The sequence below is a fragment of the Pantoea folii genome (assembly GCF_056678875.1).
In genome coordinates, this window is sequence record NZ_JBWXON010000002.1 from 286,405 (window position 1) to 302,420 (window position 16,016).

The following is a 16,016-nucleotide window of genomic DNA, read 5'->3' on the forward strand; positions in this document are numbered from 1 at the left end:
TCGCATGTATCCGGACATCAATAATTTCCCGCTTGGCTTTTATCACTGTGTAAAAACACTGACAATGTTCTGACCTTCACTTGCCCGAGATTGAACCATTTATACGGCTTCGTTTATTTTCGTTCGAACAAATAACCACCTGCTAATATTTTTTCTTCTCCTATATTTAATGGGGTCATTAAATCAGTCACAGGAGAATAGCAATGTCGAGCGAAACCGATAAGAAAAAGCTGACTCAGCGAGCCCCGACGAAAGGGCCAGAATCATCACAACCTGGATTAGGGTCGCTGGCACCCAAAGACGGTTCACACCAACCTCCCGCTGAACCAACTCCACCCGGAAAGCAGCCTACGGCACCGGGCAGCCTTAAAGCTCCTGATACACAGAGCACCAAGCTTGAGCAACTTGCTGCGCATCGTAAAAACGGCACCGAGCAGCCTCTAACGACGAATCAGGGCACGCGGATTGCGAACGATCAAAACTCATTGCGCGCGGGCACGCGTGGCCCTACCTTGCTTGAAGATTTCATCATGCGTGAAAAAATCACGCACTTTGACCATGAACGCATCCCTGAACGCATCGTTCACGCCCGAGGATCCGCTGCACACGGCTACTTCCAGCCATACCACTCGTTAAAAGCGCTGACTAAAGCGCACTTCCTTTCTGATCCGGAACGAGTCACGCCGGTGTTTGTCCGTTTTTCCACCGTCCAGGGCGGTGCCGGATCGGCTGACACCGTGCGCGATATTCGCGGGTTTGCCACTAAGTTTTATACCGATGAAGGGGTTTTTGATTTAGTGGGTAACAATACCCCGGTATTTTTCATTCAGGATGCTCATAAGTTCCCGGATTTTGTGCACGCCGTGAAGCCTGAGCCGCACAATGAAATCCCTCAGGGTCAAAGTGCACATGACACCTTCTGGGATTACGTTTCCCTGCAGCCTGAGACCTTGCATAACGTTATCTGGGCGATGTCCGACCGCGGGATTCCTCGCAGCTACCGCACCATGGAAGGCTTTGGTATCCATACTTTCCGACTGATCAATGCGGAAGGCAAAGCGACCTTTGTGCGCTTCCACTGGAAGCCTGTTGCAGGTAAAGCCTCTTTGCTCTGGGATGAGTCGCAGAAACTGACCGGACGCGACCCTGATTTCCACCGACGCGATTTGTGGGAAGCCATTGAAGCCGGAGACTTCCCGGAATATGAATTAGGCCTACAACTGATCCCCGAAGAGGACGAGTTTAAGTTCGATTTCGATATCCTGGATGCCACCAAATTGATTCCGGAAGAGCTGGTGCCAGTAGAAATCGTTGGCAAGATGGTATTAAACCGCAATCCCGATAACTTCTTTGCTGAAACGGAACAGGTTGCTTTCCATCCAGGACATATTGTTCCGGGGCTGGATTTTTCAAACGATCCCCTGCTACAAGGCAGATTGTTCTCCTATACCGATACGCAGATTAGCCGCCTGGGTGGCCCTAATTTCCATGAGATCCCTATTAATCGTCCGGTTTGCCCTTACCATAATTTCCAACGGCAGGGCATGCACCGTCAGGACATTGATACTAATCCAGCGAATTATGAACCCAATTCGATTAATGATAATTGGCCACGTGAAACACCGCCGGCAGCGGAAGGTGGCGGCTTTGACAGTTATCAGGAGCGCATGGAGGGGCATAAAGTGCGCGAGCGTAGCCCGTCCTTTGGCGAATATTACTCTCAGCCGAGATTATTCTGGTTAAGCCAAACGCCTGTCGAGCAACAGCACATCATCGATGCCTATTCATTTGAGTTAAGCAAAGTCGCCCGACCGTACATTCGTGAGCGAGTGGTCGATCATCTGTTGAATATTGATATTGCCTTAGCGCAAGGGGTTGCTGATAACCTCGGGATTGCCTTGACGGCTGATCAATTGAAGACGCCGCCAGCACCCGATGTTAATGGCCTGCAGAAAGACAGTAGTCTGAGTTTGTATGCTGTTCCCGACGGTGATATCAAAGGCCGCCAGGTTGCCCTGCTGTTGAACGATGGCGTGAAATCAGCAGATGTACTGGCTGTATTACAGTCACTTAAAGCGGCTGGCGTACATACAAAATTATTGGCGGCTCACATGGGACAGGTTCGTGCCGACGATGGTTCAGTCTTACCCATTGATGCGACCTTTGCTGGGCTCCCTTCACTGACCTTTGACGCGGTGTTTGTACCCGATGGCAACATTGATGCGCTGTTGCTGAGTGGTGACAGTCGTTATTTCTTGCTGGAGGCTTATAAACATCTGAAGGTGATCGGCCTGAGCGGTGAAGCACGCCGCTTTAAAGCCCAGTTTGCGCTGCAGGAGAGCGAAAAAGAAGAGGGAATTATTGAAGGTGACAGTTCAGATGATGCTTTGCTGAGTGCTTTTATAGATGCAATGAAAGCACACCGTGTCTGGTCACGTAGCCAGAAAGCCCTTTCCGTTCCTGCCTGATGTTACGCATCGTCCAGAGGAATATTCCTCTGGACGACTTGGCTGTTATTTCACATTACTTCAAACGGAACGCCACTACGCTGTCACCCGCCTGGGTGCCCAGCGAACCGTGACCGCCTGCCGCAATCACCACGTACTGCTTACCGTCTTTACCCATAAAGGTCGACGGTGTGGCTTGTGCGCCCGCGCTCAGCTCAGTCTGCCACAGCAACTCACCGGTGGTGCTGTCGTAAGCGCGGAAGAAGTTATCCGCGGTTGCGCCATGGAACACCAGGTCACCCGCTGTCAGCAATGGACCACCGTGTGCCACCATGCCCATCGGGAAACCGATTGGGAAGCGGCCCGGCAGGAAGCTGGTTTTCAGGTTTTTGGTGACACCCACACGGCGCAACCACTCGGTTTTCCCGGTTTTCAGGTCTACGCCCACCATACGACCCCACGGCGGCGCGATACACGGAATGCCGAGGCCAGAGGCCAGCTGCTGAATGTGAATCGCGTAGTCACCCTGGAAGTTTTCGTTCCAGTATGGCTGGCCATCTTTGGTGAACAGACGCTGCGTTTCGGTCTGCGGCGTTCGCTTGATCAGGTTGTATTTGTAAGCCAGGCGCACAGGCGCGGCAATCAGCATCTGACGCTGCGGATCAACCGCCACAGAACCCCAGTTGAACACGCCAATGTTACCCGGGAAGATCAGCGAACCGGCTTCGGTGGCTGGCGTCCATGGGTTGCCATCGTAACGCAGTGAACGGAAGTCCATGCGGCATGACATCTGGTCAAACGGCGTGATGCCCCACATTGATTTTTCGGTCAACGGGTCTGGAATAAAGTTCAGGCTTGATACCGGCTGTGTCGCGGCAAACTTCTCACCCGGCACACCGCCTTCAGTGGAAACCTTTACCTGATTAACCGGATACACGGGCTGACCGGTCAGGCGATTCAAGACAAAAAGGTTGCCGGTTTTAGTTGGCAGGATCACCACAGGCTGTTTCTGGCCCTGATAATCGATATCCAGCAATGACGGCTGTGATGGGTTATCGCGGTCCCAGAGATCGTGGTTCGAACTCTGATAACGCCATTTGAACGCGCCGGTTTGCAGATCCAGCGCCACTAACGCATCGCGGAACTTCTCGGTGTTGCTGTTGGCATCACGTTCGATACCCACTTCATCCGGTGACGCGTTACCAAACGGCACATACACCAGACCATTTTTCAAATCGGCGCTCAGCGTGCCCCAGGCAACGGGCGTATCCTGCGGATAGTTTTGTCCCGCAGCGATCGGCGCCGTATTTTCTGGATTCGATGGCTCAAAGTTCCACACCAGACGACCGGTTTCAGCGTCATAAGCACGAATCACACCTGATGGGTTACCACTGTTGAAGCCGTTGTCCATCACGGAACCACCGACAATCACCAGCTTGCCGGCCACCAGCGGTGCGGCGGTTTGCATCAACGCATGTGGACGCACTTCACCCATGTTAGCATGCAGGTCCACTACGCCATTGGTACCGAAATCAGCACAAGGTTTGCCGGTATCGGCATCCAGTGCAATCAGCTGTGCATCGGTAGTGGCGTTGAAGATGCGCTTACGGCAGATAGCCGGGGCGGCTGCTGAATCCTGCGCGGCAACCGGGCTTTGCTCGTAATAGCTCACGCCACGACAGGTCTGGTGCTGCTGCAGGTAAGAACGATCTTTATTCGGCGTATATTTCCATTTCACCGCGCCGGTTTCCGGATCGAGTGCATGCACTTCGTTATGCGGCGTACAGAAATACAGCATGCCATTGGCTTTCACCGGCGTCGCTTCAAAGGTGTATTCGCTGGCATCCGCATCCTGACGCAGGTCACCAGTGTGGTAAGTCCAGGCCACTTCGAGGTTTTGCACGTTCTCTTTGGTGATTTGATTCAGTGAAGAGAAACGCTGGCCATCAGTGGTGCCGCCGTACGCGGTCCAGTCGTTAGCGGCGCCCTGCTCGCTAGCTTGTTCACGCGCATTGCTAATCGTGCCCGCCTGCGGTAACGGATCGTAGAAGCACAGACCGATCACCACCACAATCATCACGATCACCGTGCCACCCAGGAAGGTGTGGAAGCGGCGTTCGCCCTGATACAGCGGTTTCACAACCCACGGCATCGCCAGCCACAGGCCAATCACGCCGAACAGGTCGCCGCGTGGGATCCACTGCCATTTATCAAAGCCCACTTCCCAGATAATCCAGGCCAGGGTAATCCACATCAGAACCGCATACAGCGCCAGCGCACTACGCTGGTTTCTGAACAGTAAAATGGCGGTGATCAGTAAGCCCACCGCCATCAATGCATAGAACGCGCTGCCGCCCAGCATCAGCAACTTTCCACCCATATAGAGCAGCGCTAATGCCAGAATCGCCAGCACGATACTGGTTAGTTTGTTAACCATGCCAATCCCTCAACGTTTTTCATCAAATACCACCCAAAATAAACCTACATAAACTCAACAGAATTTTAACTTACGTTATCGAACAGTAAAAACCCGTTGCTGAGTGTGTCGTTAGCTCCGCTTATGAATGTAGCCGGGCTAATGACTGATGAATCCCGCCGAGCTCAATGTGTGACTGAAATCACGTTTCACTTATCGTCGTGAGAATTAATCATTAGTGAGGATAAATCGCATTTTTTGATAACGGCAGTTGCGCAATCTTTCGCCCTTCGTGGCTTTTGCGCTCATTGCATATCGTTGCGCGGATTTGTTACTACGCCTGCTGTAGCGGAAAACTTACGCTGTTTTCTTTTTTCTCAGGGAAACATCATGAAACTCACGTTTATCGCCAGCGCATTGTTGGCCGCCACCTTCACCACTTATGCCGCCAATACTGAACTCGTGGTCGGCGACCAAAAGGGGAACGCCCGCGCCGTGATGTCAGCAGCCGGTGAACTCACCAATGTGCCTTATGAAATCAAATGGTACGAATTCCCTAACGCCGCGCCGCTGCTGGAATCACTCAACTCACAGCATCTGGATGCCGGATTAGTCGGTGATGGTCCGCTGGCTTTTGCCGTGGCGGCTGGGGCTAAAATCCGCGCTATTCAGGCCTCACAATATTTGGGTAACGGGCTGCTGGTTAAAAAGGATAGCGCCGTCCATACCATTGCCGACCTCAAAGGCAAAAAGGTGGCCACGGTGAAAGGTTCATCGGGTCAGAACATGGTGCTCAACGCGCTGCACCAGGCCGGTTTGCCTGATGACAGCGTTAACTTTGTTTTCACCACGCCTGCTGAGGCGACATTGGCATTGGATAACGGTGCCGTGGATGCGGTGGCGACATGGGAACCGTATGTCTCTTTTGCGGTGGCTCAGTCAGGTGATCGCATCGCCATTGACGGCAAGGAGGCACCGGTCTCCAACTATCTGGTGGCGACCGATAGCGCTATCAGTAATAAACGTGCAGAGCTGGCTGATTTCCGACAGCGTCTGATTCGCGCTCGCGCCTGGGGCGTGGATCATCCGCAGGAGTATGCCAATGGCATCGCGTCTTTACTGCGTCTGCCAGATGCCGTCGCCTTGAGTAAGGTTCAGCGTGAAAACAACGCTCCGGTGGAAGACTACACGCTGGTGGCGCAACGCCAGCAGGCTGCGATTGATACCTTCGCACGCAGCGGGTTAATCAAACCCGGCTTGCAGGCGAGCAGCCTGGTCGATGCGTCATTTTTTGCCAAAGCAGGAGCCACTAAACCATGATGAACCTGGCGCTGTACCTCGACTCAGGCATTCATCAGGGTGGCTGGCGTCATCCGCAAGCCGCCACGACCGGTGGCCGCAACTGGCCGCTGTACCGCAAAATTGCCCAACGCGCTGAAGCGGCAAAACTCGATATGATCTTTGTTGCGGATAAGCTGGCGATTGATGATGTGTATGGCGGACATCTGGCGCACACCGTGCAGCATCGCCAGGTGGGCTGGTCTGAGCCGCTCACCTTGCTGGCCGCGCTGGCGGCGGTCACCGATCGTATTGGCTTAGGCGGCACCGTCTCATCCTCCTATTCCGAGCCCTATACCACCGCGCGACAGCTGGCCAACATCGATCACATCAGCGATGGGCGTGCCGCGTGGAATGTGGTGACTTCATTAACCCATGCCGAAGCACGTAATTTCGGCCGCAGCCAGCACTTCAGCCATCAGGATCGCTATCGCCGCGCAGCAGAGTTCATCGACGTGATGAAAGCGCTCTGGGACAGCTTCGAAGAGGATGCATTGGTGGTGGAAAAATGCAGCGCACGCTTTGCCGATCCGGCACGTTTCCACCGCTTCGACCATCAGGGCGAGTCATTCGAGGTACAAGGACCGTTGAACCTGCCCCGGCCACCGCAAGGGCATCCGGTAGTGATTCAGGCTGGTGTTTCTGAGGCATTTATTGACCTGGCGGCCCAACACGCGGAGATGCTGTTTGTCGTGCAACCTAACCGGGAACGCGCTCAGCAGTTCTACCAAACGATCAAGGAGCGTGCGCAGCACTATCAGCGACAGCCTGATCAGCTGCGAATCCTGCCGGGATTAGTGCCGATTGTCGGCCACAGCGAGCAGGATGCACGCGACCGCGCTGAATACCTCAAATCACTGATCACCGTGGAATCCGGGCTCAGTTTTGTTTCTGCCAGCATGAACATCGATCTGTCACAGTATCCGGTGGATGGACCGGTGCCCGACTTGCGCGAGCAGATTACCGGCAGTAAAGGACGTTTTCAGTATGTGATTGCCAACGCCATAGAGCAGAAACTCACTCTGGGGGAGATGGCCAAACGCTATGCGGAGAGCTTGTCGTTCCCTTCACCGACCGGCACGGCGGATCAAATCGCGCAACAGATGATTGACTGGTATCAACATCAAGCCTGCGATGGGTTTGTGATTCTCCCCACCTACATTGATGAAAATGAAGATCTGTTCCTCAGCCAGGTGGTACCCCGTTTGCAGGATGCGCGCGTGTTTCATCAGGATTATGCTGCGGGCACGCTACGCGAACGTTTAGGCCTCGTGAAACCAGCTAATCGCTTTCATTGATTAATTTTGATCATCGCAAGCAATCTCAAAAGACATGATTTTTGAGATTACTTGCGATTACTCAGTGTTTTTTTAGCCACTTTTTCAGTTTCCATAAGGAGACTGGCGCCTGATACACCGTGCCCTTTCCCTCCTTAATCGGTCTTAACAATCCAAGATCGGCCAGATTTTTCAGCCGACTGCGTGCGGTATTATCGGCGACACCCAGTCTTAATTTCACCCCTGCTGCGCTCAATAGCGAACCCGGCGCATGTAGCGCAATCGCCATGATGTCCAGCTCACCTTTCGCCAACGACATATTTTCCTCTACCCAATGCACCAGACGCGCCCGTTCCTGACGCAGCGTAGTGATTTGCTCTGTGAAGGCATTCACCGCACGCATCACAATTTCACACTGGAATTGGACAAAATAGGTTAGATCGAGCTCATCCGTTTCGCTGTAAAGGTATGACATACCGTATTTAATGGAGGCCGCCTTGAGGAGTTTGCTGATCGAAATGTATCGGAAGGCGTGATAACCACGACGAATCAAATGATGATAGAACAAGCCCCGTGCGGTGCGGCCATTGCCATCATTGAAGGGATGAATATAACCAATGGCAAAGTGCAAAACACAGGCCACCAGCAATGGGTGTGTTCCCTGCTGTTCCAGGAATTCGACTTCAGCGCACAACTCATCCAGCATGCCATTCAATGCGGAGTGATCGGGCGGCTGATGGATGATTTCGCCATCACGACCTGCCACAAAAACATCATTGTTGCCGCGCACCTCACCGGGCCGATATTTTTCGTCATTGATGCCTGCACACGCGATGTGATGCATGTGCAGGATATCGGCACGCGTTAGCGGTCCATCGCCCATGGCGGCAATATGCTGCATCAGCCGCCAATTGCCCATGATCATGCTCTCATCTTCGTTGCGGGGTTCCCGCCCCACCGCCAACAGTTCCATCGCCACACGCGAGGTCGTTGCTGCGCCTTCGAGTTGACTGGAGGAGATCGCTTCTTCCATGATCAATTGTGACATCAGATAGGAGGCCGCGTCCTCATCAGTGGGCTCACCATTGCGCGCAAAGGTCATGCGATCCACCAGGGAAATAGCCGCGTTGATTTTGGCGGTAAAGTTGCAACTGACGTCTTGTGACGCAATGACAAAATGTTGAGCCGTACTGCGCCGTTTAAATTTTAACGCGCTCCACACCGCCAACCGTTCATCCGCATCCCGGATTCGACGACTAAGTTCGTCAAAATGCAGATAGCGCAAATCCCACTCAGTATATCGGCTCAGCATCTCAGCACTTTCAGCGCTCGTCTGGGTATCAAGCAGTTGTTTGGGCGGGCGGCGTAATCTCATCGCGAGAAATCTCAAAAATGACGTATTTTGAGTTTACTTGAGATATAAGTATGAGGCAAACGTAAACAATCAATGGTTAATTTATTGATTTTACTAATTAACTAACATCAAAACTAAATAAAACACAAGGCAGATAACCATGCATTAAAGACGTTTAATTCGTAATTTTTCATGTCTGAATAGCTTATTCCAGCGGCGATCACAGAATCAGGATAAGTGTGAGACAGATAAAAGTGCTTTGTCTTTTTTGCCAGAAAAGCGTGTGGCTTTAATGAAAATTCCATGCAAATGACCGAGGCGCAACGCCACTTTTGTCGTCAGACTTGAATGTCAGGAAAAGTAAATAACCCCCGATAAGAGGTTGCCCTGCGATGTCTGAAAGTCACATCCTAATCAAAAATGCTGAAGTTATTGATCCCGCCAGGAATATCCAGGAGCGCCAGGATATTCATATCCTCGATGATTTGATTGCCTCTCCCGATACCCCCGTTAGCGCCCGTACCGAGATCGTTGATGCTAAGGATTGCTACCTGTTTCCAGGACTGATTGATTATCATGCGCATGTCTTTTATGGCGGAACGCACAGTAGCGTCCCGCCCGATCTCGCCTCATTACCTTTCGGCGTGACCACGATTGTTGATGCCGGCTCCGCAGGCTCTGCGAATGTTGAAAGTTTTTTACGTGACCAGATTCCCCGCAGCCTGGTGCGTATCAAAGCGTTTGTGACGGCTTATCCCGGCGGACAACTTTGGCAAGAGGAAAACCATAACCCGGACTATTTTGATTTCCCCCGTCTGCAGCAACTGTTCCGCCGTTATCCCGAAACGCTGCTGGGGCTGAAGCTGAAACAGGAGCGTGCAGTCGTGGGCGAGCTGGGTTCCCAGCCCTTTCTTCGCGCGGTAGAGATGGCCACGCAGCTCGACTGCCGTGTGGCTGTTCACATGACCGATCCGGTGCATACCACCGAACAACTGCTGGAAATATTCCGCAGCGGAGACGTCTTCGCGCATTGCTTCCATGGCAAGGGTGACACCCTGCTCGACGACAATGGCCGGGTCAAAGCTGCGGCTCGACAAGCTCGCGCAAGAGGCGTGATCTTTGATTGCGCACACGGACGCAATAATTTCTCTCAACGCGTCGCACAGCTGGCCGTCGCCGATGACTTCTTACCCGACATCATTAGCAGCGACCTCTCCGCTCTGACGCTCAATCGCCCGCCGGTGTTTGGCCTCCCCTGGGTGATGTCTAAATTCCTTGCCATGGGCATGTCACTGTTTGATGTGGTGGAGCGCTGTACTGCACGCCCGGCTGCATTGCTGGGCATGTCTCAACAAATAGGCACTCTGCAGCCTGGCAGTTGTGCCGATGTGGCACTGTTCCGACTCGAAAAACGCGATGTCACCTTCACCGATGTCCATCAGCATACCCTGACGGGTAGCCAGTTGCTGGTGCCTCAACTCACTCTGAAATCCGGCATGCCACTGTGGCGCGCCAATTTTGGCCTTCACTGAGGTATTCCTTATGCGATCTCCCTGGCTTCGTATCGGCGGTACGCTGATGTTAGGTATGTTTATCTCCTACATCGACCGTACTAACCTTTCCGTCACATTAAAAGAGGTGGCGAGTGATCTTGGCTTCAGTGGCGCAGATTTTGCCACCACCTCAAGCCTGGTATTAACCGCCTTCCTGATTGGCTATATTGTGGCCAACATTTCGGGTGGCATTTTCACCACCCGCTACGATCCAAAAACCATCGCTATCGGCATGATGGCGCTGTGGTCTGTCGCGACACTGGCTACCGGCTTTGCCAGTACCGTCATGCTGTTAGTTGCCTGCCGATTTGTTCTGGGTGTGGCGGAAGGCATCTATTGGCCACAACAATCCCGTTTTGTACGCTTATGGTTTACTCCTTCGGAACTGACGCGCGCTAACAGCCTGATTCACTATTACGGGCAGTTTCTGGCGCTGGGCCTTGGCTTTATCATTTTAACGCCACTGCATGACCTGATGGGTTGGCGCAATCTGTTCTTCCTGTGTGGGGGCATTGGTTTACTGATCATGGTGCCATTGTATGCACGCGCATTATTAAACACGCGCGATGCACCGGTTCAACAGGAAAAGGTCGCCCCACGTCAGTCGCGCCTCACACGTGCAGATTTCGGCGGACTGTCATTTGTATTGCTGATCGTTACCTATCTCACACAGGGCATGTTGTTCTGGGGGATTACGTTATGGATTCCAATGGCGGTAAGTTCTCTGGGCTTCAGTGGCTGGAGTGCAGCCATCGCGAGTTCGCTGCCTTATCTTCTCGCCGTGGTGCTGGCCATACCGATGTCCTGGCTCAGCGATAAAACCGGCAAACGTATTCTTATCGCTTCGCTTGGGTTGCTAATCCCCGGCGCCATGTTACTGGTGCTGCCACTGGTACAGAGCGGCGTGATAAAAATGACGCTGATAACGCTCGCTATGGGTTATTACGCCAGCAGTTTCACGCCAAACATCTGGTCGATTATCCAGTCCAGCGTGCGTCCTCACGCGGTAGGCGCGGCAGCCGGGATCGTTAATGGCCTGGGTGCGGGAGGTGGTGGCACACTGGCGGGCTTTATGGTTGCGATTTTGTATGCCCGAACCGGAAGCTATACCTCAGGATTCGCCCTGCTCGGTGCACTGGTGATTGTTGGCGGCCTTTCATTGTTGGCATTTGGCTGGTGGCGTAATCGCCACCCGATGGCTCAGGTACAATCCGCCGCACTATAAAAGAACGCTTATGTGATCATGCTGGTGCAGACAGACATACAATGGGCGTCCTGATGGTCGCCCTTGCTACAGAAAGGCCTTACCTTGTATATCCGCGCTAATTGTTAGCAGCCTTACCATTCTGGCATCAGCTTTGCTTAATGAATCCTGTGTTCTACTTCAGGAGTCGCGCTATGCAAGCATCCTCTACTCGCTACACTATTTTTTCACTGCTGTTTCTCATCGCGCTGATCAACTACGTTGATCGCGGCGCACTCTCGTTTGCTGCTAACGCTATCTCTCAGGAATTTCACTTCACCAAAGTTCAACTGGGTGCGGTATTGGGCTATTTCGGTTTTGGCTACCTGTTCGGCTCGCTGTGTGGCGGTTTTCTCGCTGATAGATTGGGCACCAAAAAAGTGTGGTTGATGGCGGGGATTCTTTGGTCCTTGCTGGAAATTGGCACCGCATGGGCCGGTGAAGTCGGCATGGCGCTGTTTGGTGGTTCAGCCATTATGGGATTTGCTGCATTGCGTATCCTGTTTGGTTTTTCCGAAGGCCCGGCCTATGCGTTGATGAACAAAACCATTGCCCACTGGGCCCCGGATAATGAACGCGGTTTTGCGCTGAGCATCGGCTTGCTCAGTACTCAGGTGGGTTCACTGCTGACCGCACCCATTGCCGTGGGCTTGCTGCTGTTAACCGACGACTGGCGCATGATGTTTATCCTGCTCGGTGCCTTCTCACTGCTGGCGATGTTGCTGTTTGCACGCAACTTTACCGACACACCGCTGCTGCACCCACGCGCCAATGCGGCCGAACGTCAGCTGATCATCAATGGACAAAAGCCTGAAAGCCAACATGAGGGCGCACTGCCGTGGTGGCGTTTCTTTACCAGTCGCACGCTGGTGTGCAACGCACTTGGCTACTTCAGCTTCCTCTATATCACCTTCACGCTGGTCACCTGGTTGCCCAAATATCTGCAGGATAACTTCCACTACGATCTACATTCGTTATGGTACGTGGCGATGATTCCGTGGAGCGGTGCCTGTTTCACCGTGTTGCTCGGCGGACGTATAGCTGATCGTCTGCTGGCACGCTTTAACAACCTTCGCCTGGCAAGGAACGTCTTCGCAGCCGTCACGCTGTGCGCGACCGCCTGCTGTTTTATGGCGATTCCGTGGGTGAGTTCAGCGGCAGGGATCATCGCTCTGATGACGCTAGGTAACGCGCTCAATGCGCTGGTGAATAACGTGTATTGGTCGGTGGTGATTGATGTGACGCCAAAAGCTTCGGTAGGTGCTTACAGTGGCATGACGCTGGCGATAGCCAACCTTGCCTCCATCATCTCCCCGATGCTGTGCGGTTGGCTGGCGGAATATTACGGTTATAACGCCATGTTCACCGTTACCGCCTGCATTGCGTTTGGCAGCATGCTGGCGATGACGCTATTACAACCTGAGAAACGCCTGCAGGCTGATGCACCCACAGTGGCAGCACAGCAGGCGATGTAATTTTACACGGCGTGCCGCTGGCAGAAGGCAGCAATGTCTGGCGATTGAAAATCCGCCAGATGCGTCATCAGCTTCTCCAGCGGCCAGTTCCACCACGCAATCGCCTGCAACTGCGCCGCGATTTCTGGCGTGAAGCGGACACGAATGGGTTTCGCAGGGACACCGCCCACAATGGTGTAAGGGGCCACATCTTTGGTCACAACCGCGCCAGCCGCCAATACCGCGCCGTCACCAACGGTCACGCCCGGCAGCACAATGACGCCATGACCAATCCACACATCATTACCGATGATCACGCGGTCCTCTCGACGGTTGGCAAAGAACCCGGCATCACGCTGCGCCTGCGTATCATAATATTCCGGGCAGTAGGTAAAACGATGTTGGGAAGCACGATCCATCGGATGATTTGGCGCACCAATACGCACCTGATTGGCTATCGCGGTAAAGCGACCAATCTGCGCATCAGCGACACAACAGTGCTCGCCGAGGTAAGAAAAATCGCCCAACTCGCTATATTCAAGATAACTTTCGGCGAGGATCTCACATTGCTGACCAATGTGGGTTTCGCGCATACGCACGCTAGGATCGATGACGGTGTGTTGCAGTTTAGCCGGTTGGACAGCGGCAAGGGCCATAGCAAGCTCCAATGTGGTCAGAGGTCTGGATACCGGGTTGTAATAGGTCAAGCGCGAAGCACAACACTAAAGCGGCAAGATGACAGAAATGCTATCGTAGCGGCTTCGTTTGAGGCCATTTAAGGAAAGGGAATGAGAACACCGTGGTCACTGTTAGCTCTATTGTGGTCTTCTGGCCAGGCGTCAGCGGCACTGCCCGCTGATATCAAAGCAGGTGATATCGTGCAGGTGCAGTTATCACAATTGCATCCCACGCAAGCCGCGATTGGTTATCGCCAGTTGGATTACAAACTGCACCGTTACCAGGCCGATCCCAAAAAGCTGTTCGATGATTTTTGTGAAAGCATGGGGCAGAAAGGCGTAGACAAGTTCAACAGCAAATCACGCATCTCCGATCCTGACAGCTTCACCTGTAAAGCCCCGGTGGGTGCGCAGCCAGGACCGATGAAAACTGCCGTCATCGCCCCGGATAATGCGCTCTATCTCACTGATGGGCATCACACCTTCAGTAATTTCGCTGATGTTGGTGGTTTGAAAACGCGCGTACAGGTGCGCATCACCAATGATTTCCGCAGTCTGAAAACGATGAATGCGTTCTGGCAGCAAATGGAAGCCGCCCATCTGGTCTGGCTGGATACGCCTAAAGGCAAAATCACCCCGCATGACCTGCCGAAAGAGTTGGGCCGTAAACATATGCAGGATGATGAATATCGTTCGCTGGTCTATTTCGTGCGCGATATCGGCTTTGAGAAAGAGGACAATCCGCCGCCGTTCCTTGAATTCTATTGGGGTAAATGGCTTGAGACTGAACTGCCACTGAAATCATTCGACCTGCATGACCGCAAAGGCTATGGCGCTGCAGTTACCGCCATTGCTGAAAAAATCACCGAAGTGCCCAAAGACACGGTCATTGCCCAGAGCGATGCCGGGCCGCTCACCGCTGAAAAGCTGGGGGCGATGAAAAAGGTCAACGAGAAGAAACTCGATAAAATAATTTCTGCGGATGGAAAATTGGGTTGGGCATTTAAAGAATAATAGTCAGTACGGGGACATGTCGTGCCCCCGTACTGATCTCCATCTTCCGATGCGATTAACCCCTTACGCCAGCTCGCAATCCTTAACATCCGCGGAAGGGGCTAAGAGATTTTTATCAAACTCACGCAAGGGTGCTGCATCACGGATACGCATCGGCCAGTCGGGGTTGGCCAGCGCGCTTTTACCCAACGCGACATAATCAGCGCCCTGCTCCAGCGCCTGAGACGCGCTGCCGCTGTCTGACAGCGAACCATTCGCCACAATAGTCAGGCTTGGTGCCGCCTCTCGCGCTATCTGTACCAGCGAAAGCGCATTGTCCGCAAAAGCGGGCTGAAGTGCGTTGTATTCGGTGAGATGCAGGTAATCAATGCCTGACTCAGCCAATAAGCGAAACACCTGTTTTGCCCCCGCTTCCCCTTCCTGCCACTTATGATGGAAATCATTCACTTTGCCTTGTGAAATACGCACACCTAAAGTGACATCGTGGCCTATACGCTGGCGTACCGCGCGGATCACCGCCAGGGTCAGTGAAAGGCGGGCAGCGATATCACCGCCCCAACGATCACCACGCTGATTGGTGTAATCCGTAAAGAATTGATCGAGCAGGTAGCCATTGGCACCGTGAATTTCAATGCCATCAAATCCCGCTACGCCAATGGCGCGCGCAGCGGTCTCGGCAAAACTGTCAATCGCCTGCTGAATCTGATCTTCGCTCATTTCTCCTGGCAACGCATAGTCGCCATGACCATGATAAAAGCCCAGCTGTTCTCCACGCGGTTGCACGACGGAGGGAGCCAGGGTATCGCGTCGGTAAATATTGCCCTGGGAAATCGCGCCGGCATGCATCAGCTGCGCAATGATCTTGCCACCATGCTGATGCACACCATCAGTAATGGCACGCCAGCCTGCGACCTGGCGGCTATTAACCAGCCCCGCTTGAAACGCATACGTCTGCGACCAGGCTTCGTCGATATACAGCCCTTCGGTGATGATGGTGCCAAAACCCCCCCGCGCGAAACGTTCGTAATAGTGCTTCATGCGGTCGCCCGGTACGCCATCTACCGTGGCGGAGATGCGCGTCATGGGTGCCACCATGATGCGGTTTTTCAGCGCGAGTCGATTTAATGTCCCGCTCTGAAATAAGTGTTTATCGGCCATTTGCTACATCGTGTTCCCTGATTATCGTCAGAGCGCATTGTAGTGTGTCGCTTTAGCGGCAAAAATGACCGAAGATGATACGTCT

At 53.2% G+C, this 16,016-nt stretch carries 11 protein-coding genes; 7 read left to right on the top strand and 4 right to left on the bottom strand.

Annotated elements, in window-relative coordinates:
• The first annotated feature begins 203 nt into the window (after positions 1 to 203).
• Positions 204 to 2,468: a catalase HPII gene (katE, locus tag AC1MDE_RS04815; RefSeq protein WP_058959947.1), complete on the top strand. Its 2,265-nt coding sequence runs from the start codon at positions 204 to 206 to the stop codon at positions 2,466 to 2,468.
• A gap of 55 nt (positions 2,469 to 2,523) precedes the next feature.
• Here the strand turns inward: katE and AC1MDE_RS04820 are convergent, their stop codons facing one another.
• Complete coding sequence (locus tag AC1MDE_RS04820) at positions 2,524 to 4,884, bottom strand: membrane-bound PQQ-dependent dehydrogenase, glucose/quinate/shikimate family (RefSeq protein ID WP_479398476.1); 2,361 nt, start codon at positions 4,882 to 4,884, stop codon at positions 2,524 to 2,526.
• A 369-nt stretch (positions 4,885 to 5,253) separates the two neighbouring features.
• Here AC1MDE_RS04820 and AC1MDE_RS04825 point away from each other — a divergent pair, with 369 nt between their 5' ends.
• On the top strand, positions 5,254 to 6,183 hold the full coding sequence (locus AC1MDE_RS04825; protein WP_058959949.1) for an aliphatic sulfonate ABC transporter substrate-binding protein: 930 nt from the start codon (positions 5,254 to 5,256) through the stop codon (positions 6,181 to 6,183).
• Positions 6,180 to 7,499, top strand: coding sequence for an NtaA/DmoA family FMN-dependent monooxygenase (locus tag AC1MDE_RS04830; protein ID WP_082678105.1), 1,320 nt, complete (start codon positions 6,180 to 6,182; stop codon positions 7,497 to 7,499). The genes AC1MDE_RS04825 and AC1MDE_RS04830 overlap by 4 nt, the downstream gene beginning before the upstream one ends.
• A gap of 61 nt (positions 7,500 to 7,560) precedes the next feature.
• Here the strand turns inward: AC1MDE_RS04830 and AC1MDE_RS04835 are convergent, their stop codons facing one another.
• Entirely contained in the window at positions 7,561 to 8,790 is a 1,230-nt protein-coding gene (locus tag AC1MDE_RS04835; protein ID WP_480344344.1) for a Fic family protein, read from the bottom strand.
• Between the two features lie 434 nt (positions 8,791 to 9,224).
• On the opposite strand from AC1MDE_RS04835, the gene AC1MDE_RS04840 reads away from it, so the two are divergent.
• From AC1MDE_RS04840 to AC1MDE_RS04850, 3 genes are all read left to right on the top strand, one after another.
• On the top strand, positions 9,225 to 10,364 hold the full coding sequence (locus tag AC1MDE_RS04840; protein ID WP_058959951.1) for a metallo-dependent hydrolase: 1,140 nt from the start codon (positions 9,225 to 9,227) through the stop codon (positions 10,362 to 10,364).
• Positions 10,365 to 10,374: 10 nt separating this feature from the next.
• On the top strand, positions 10,375 to 11,610 hold the full coding sequence (locus AC1MDE_RS04845; RefSeq protein WP_479398473.1) for an MFS transporter: 1,236 nt from the start codon (positions 10,375 to 10,377) through the stop codon (positions 11,608 to 11,610).
• Positions 11,611 to 11,783: 173 nt separating this feature from the next.
• A complete protein-coding gene (locus tag AC1MDE_RS04850) occupies positions 11,784 to 13,103 on the top strand; it encodes an MFS transporter (RefSeq protein ID WP_058959953.1) in 1,320 nt (439 codons plus the stop codon).
• 2 nt (positions 13,104 to 13,105) lie between these two features.
• Here AC1MDE_RS04850 and AC1MDE_RS04855 read toward each other — a convergent pair whose 3' ends face one another.
• Positions 13,106 to 13,738: a DapH/DapD/GlmU-related protein gene (locus AC1MDE_RS04855; RefSeq protein ID WP_058959954.1), complete on the bottom strand. Its 633-nt coding sequence runs from the start codon at positions 13,736 to 13,738 to the stop codon at positions 13,106 to 13,108.
• A 132-nt stretch (positions 13,739 to 13,870) separates the two neighbouring features.
• On the opposite strand from AC1MDE_RS04855, the gene AC1MDE_RS04860 reads away from it, so the two are divergent.
• Positions 13,871 to 14,773 carry a ParB/Srx family N-terminal domain-containing protein gene (locus AC1MDE_RS04860; protein ID WP_058959955.1) on the top strand — a complete coding sequence of 301 codons (903 nt, stop codon included), beginning with the start codon at positions 13,871 to 13,873 and terminating at the stop codon, positions 14,771 to 14,773.
• Positions 14,774 to 14,836: 63 nt separating this feature from the next.
• Here the strand turns inward: AC1MDE_RS04860 and AC1MDE_RS04865 are convergent, their stop codons facing one another.
• On the bottom strand, positions 14,837 to 15,931 hold the full coding sequence (locus AC1MDE_RS04865) for an oxidoreductase (protein ID WP_058959956.1): 1,095 nt from the start codon (positions 15,929 to 15,931) through the stop codon (positions 14,837 to 14,839).
• Positions 15,932 to 16,016 lie beyond the last annotated feature (85 nt).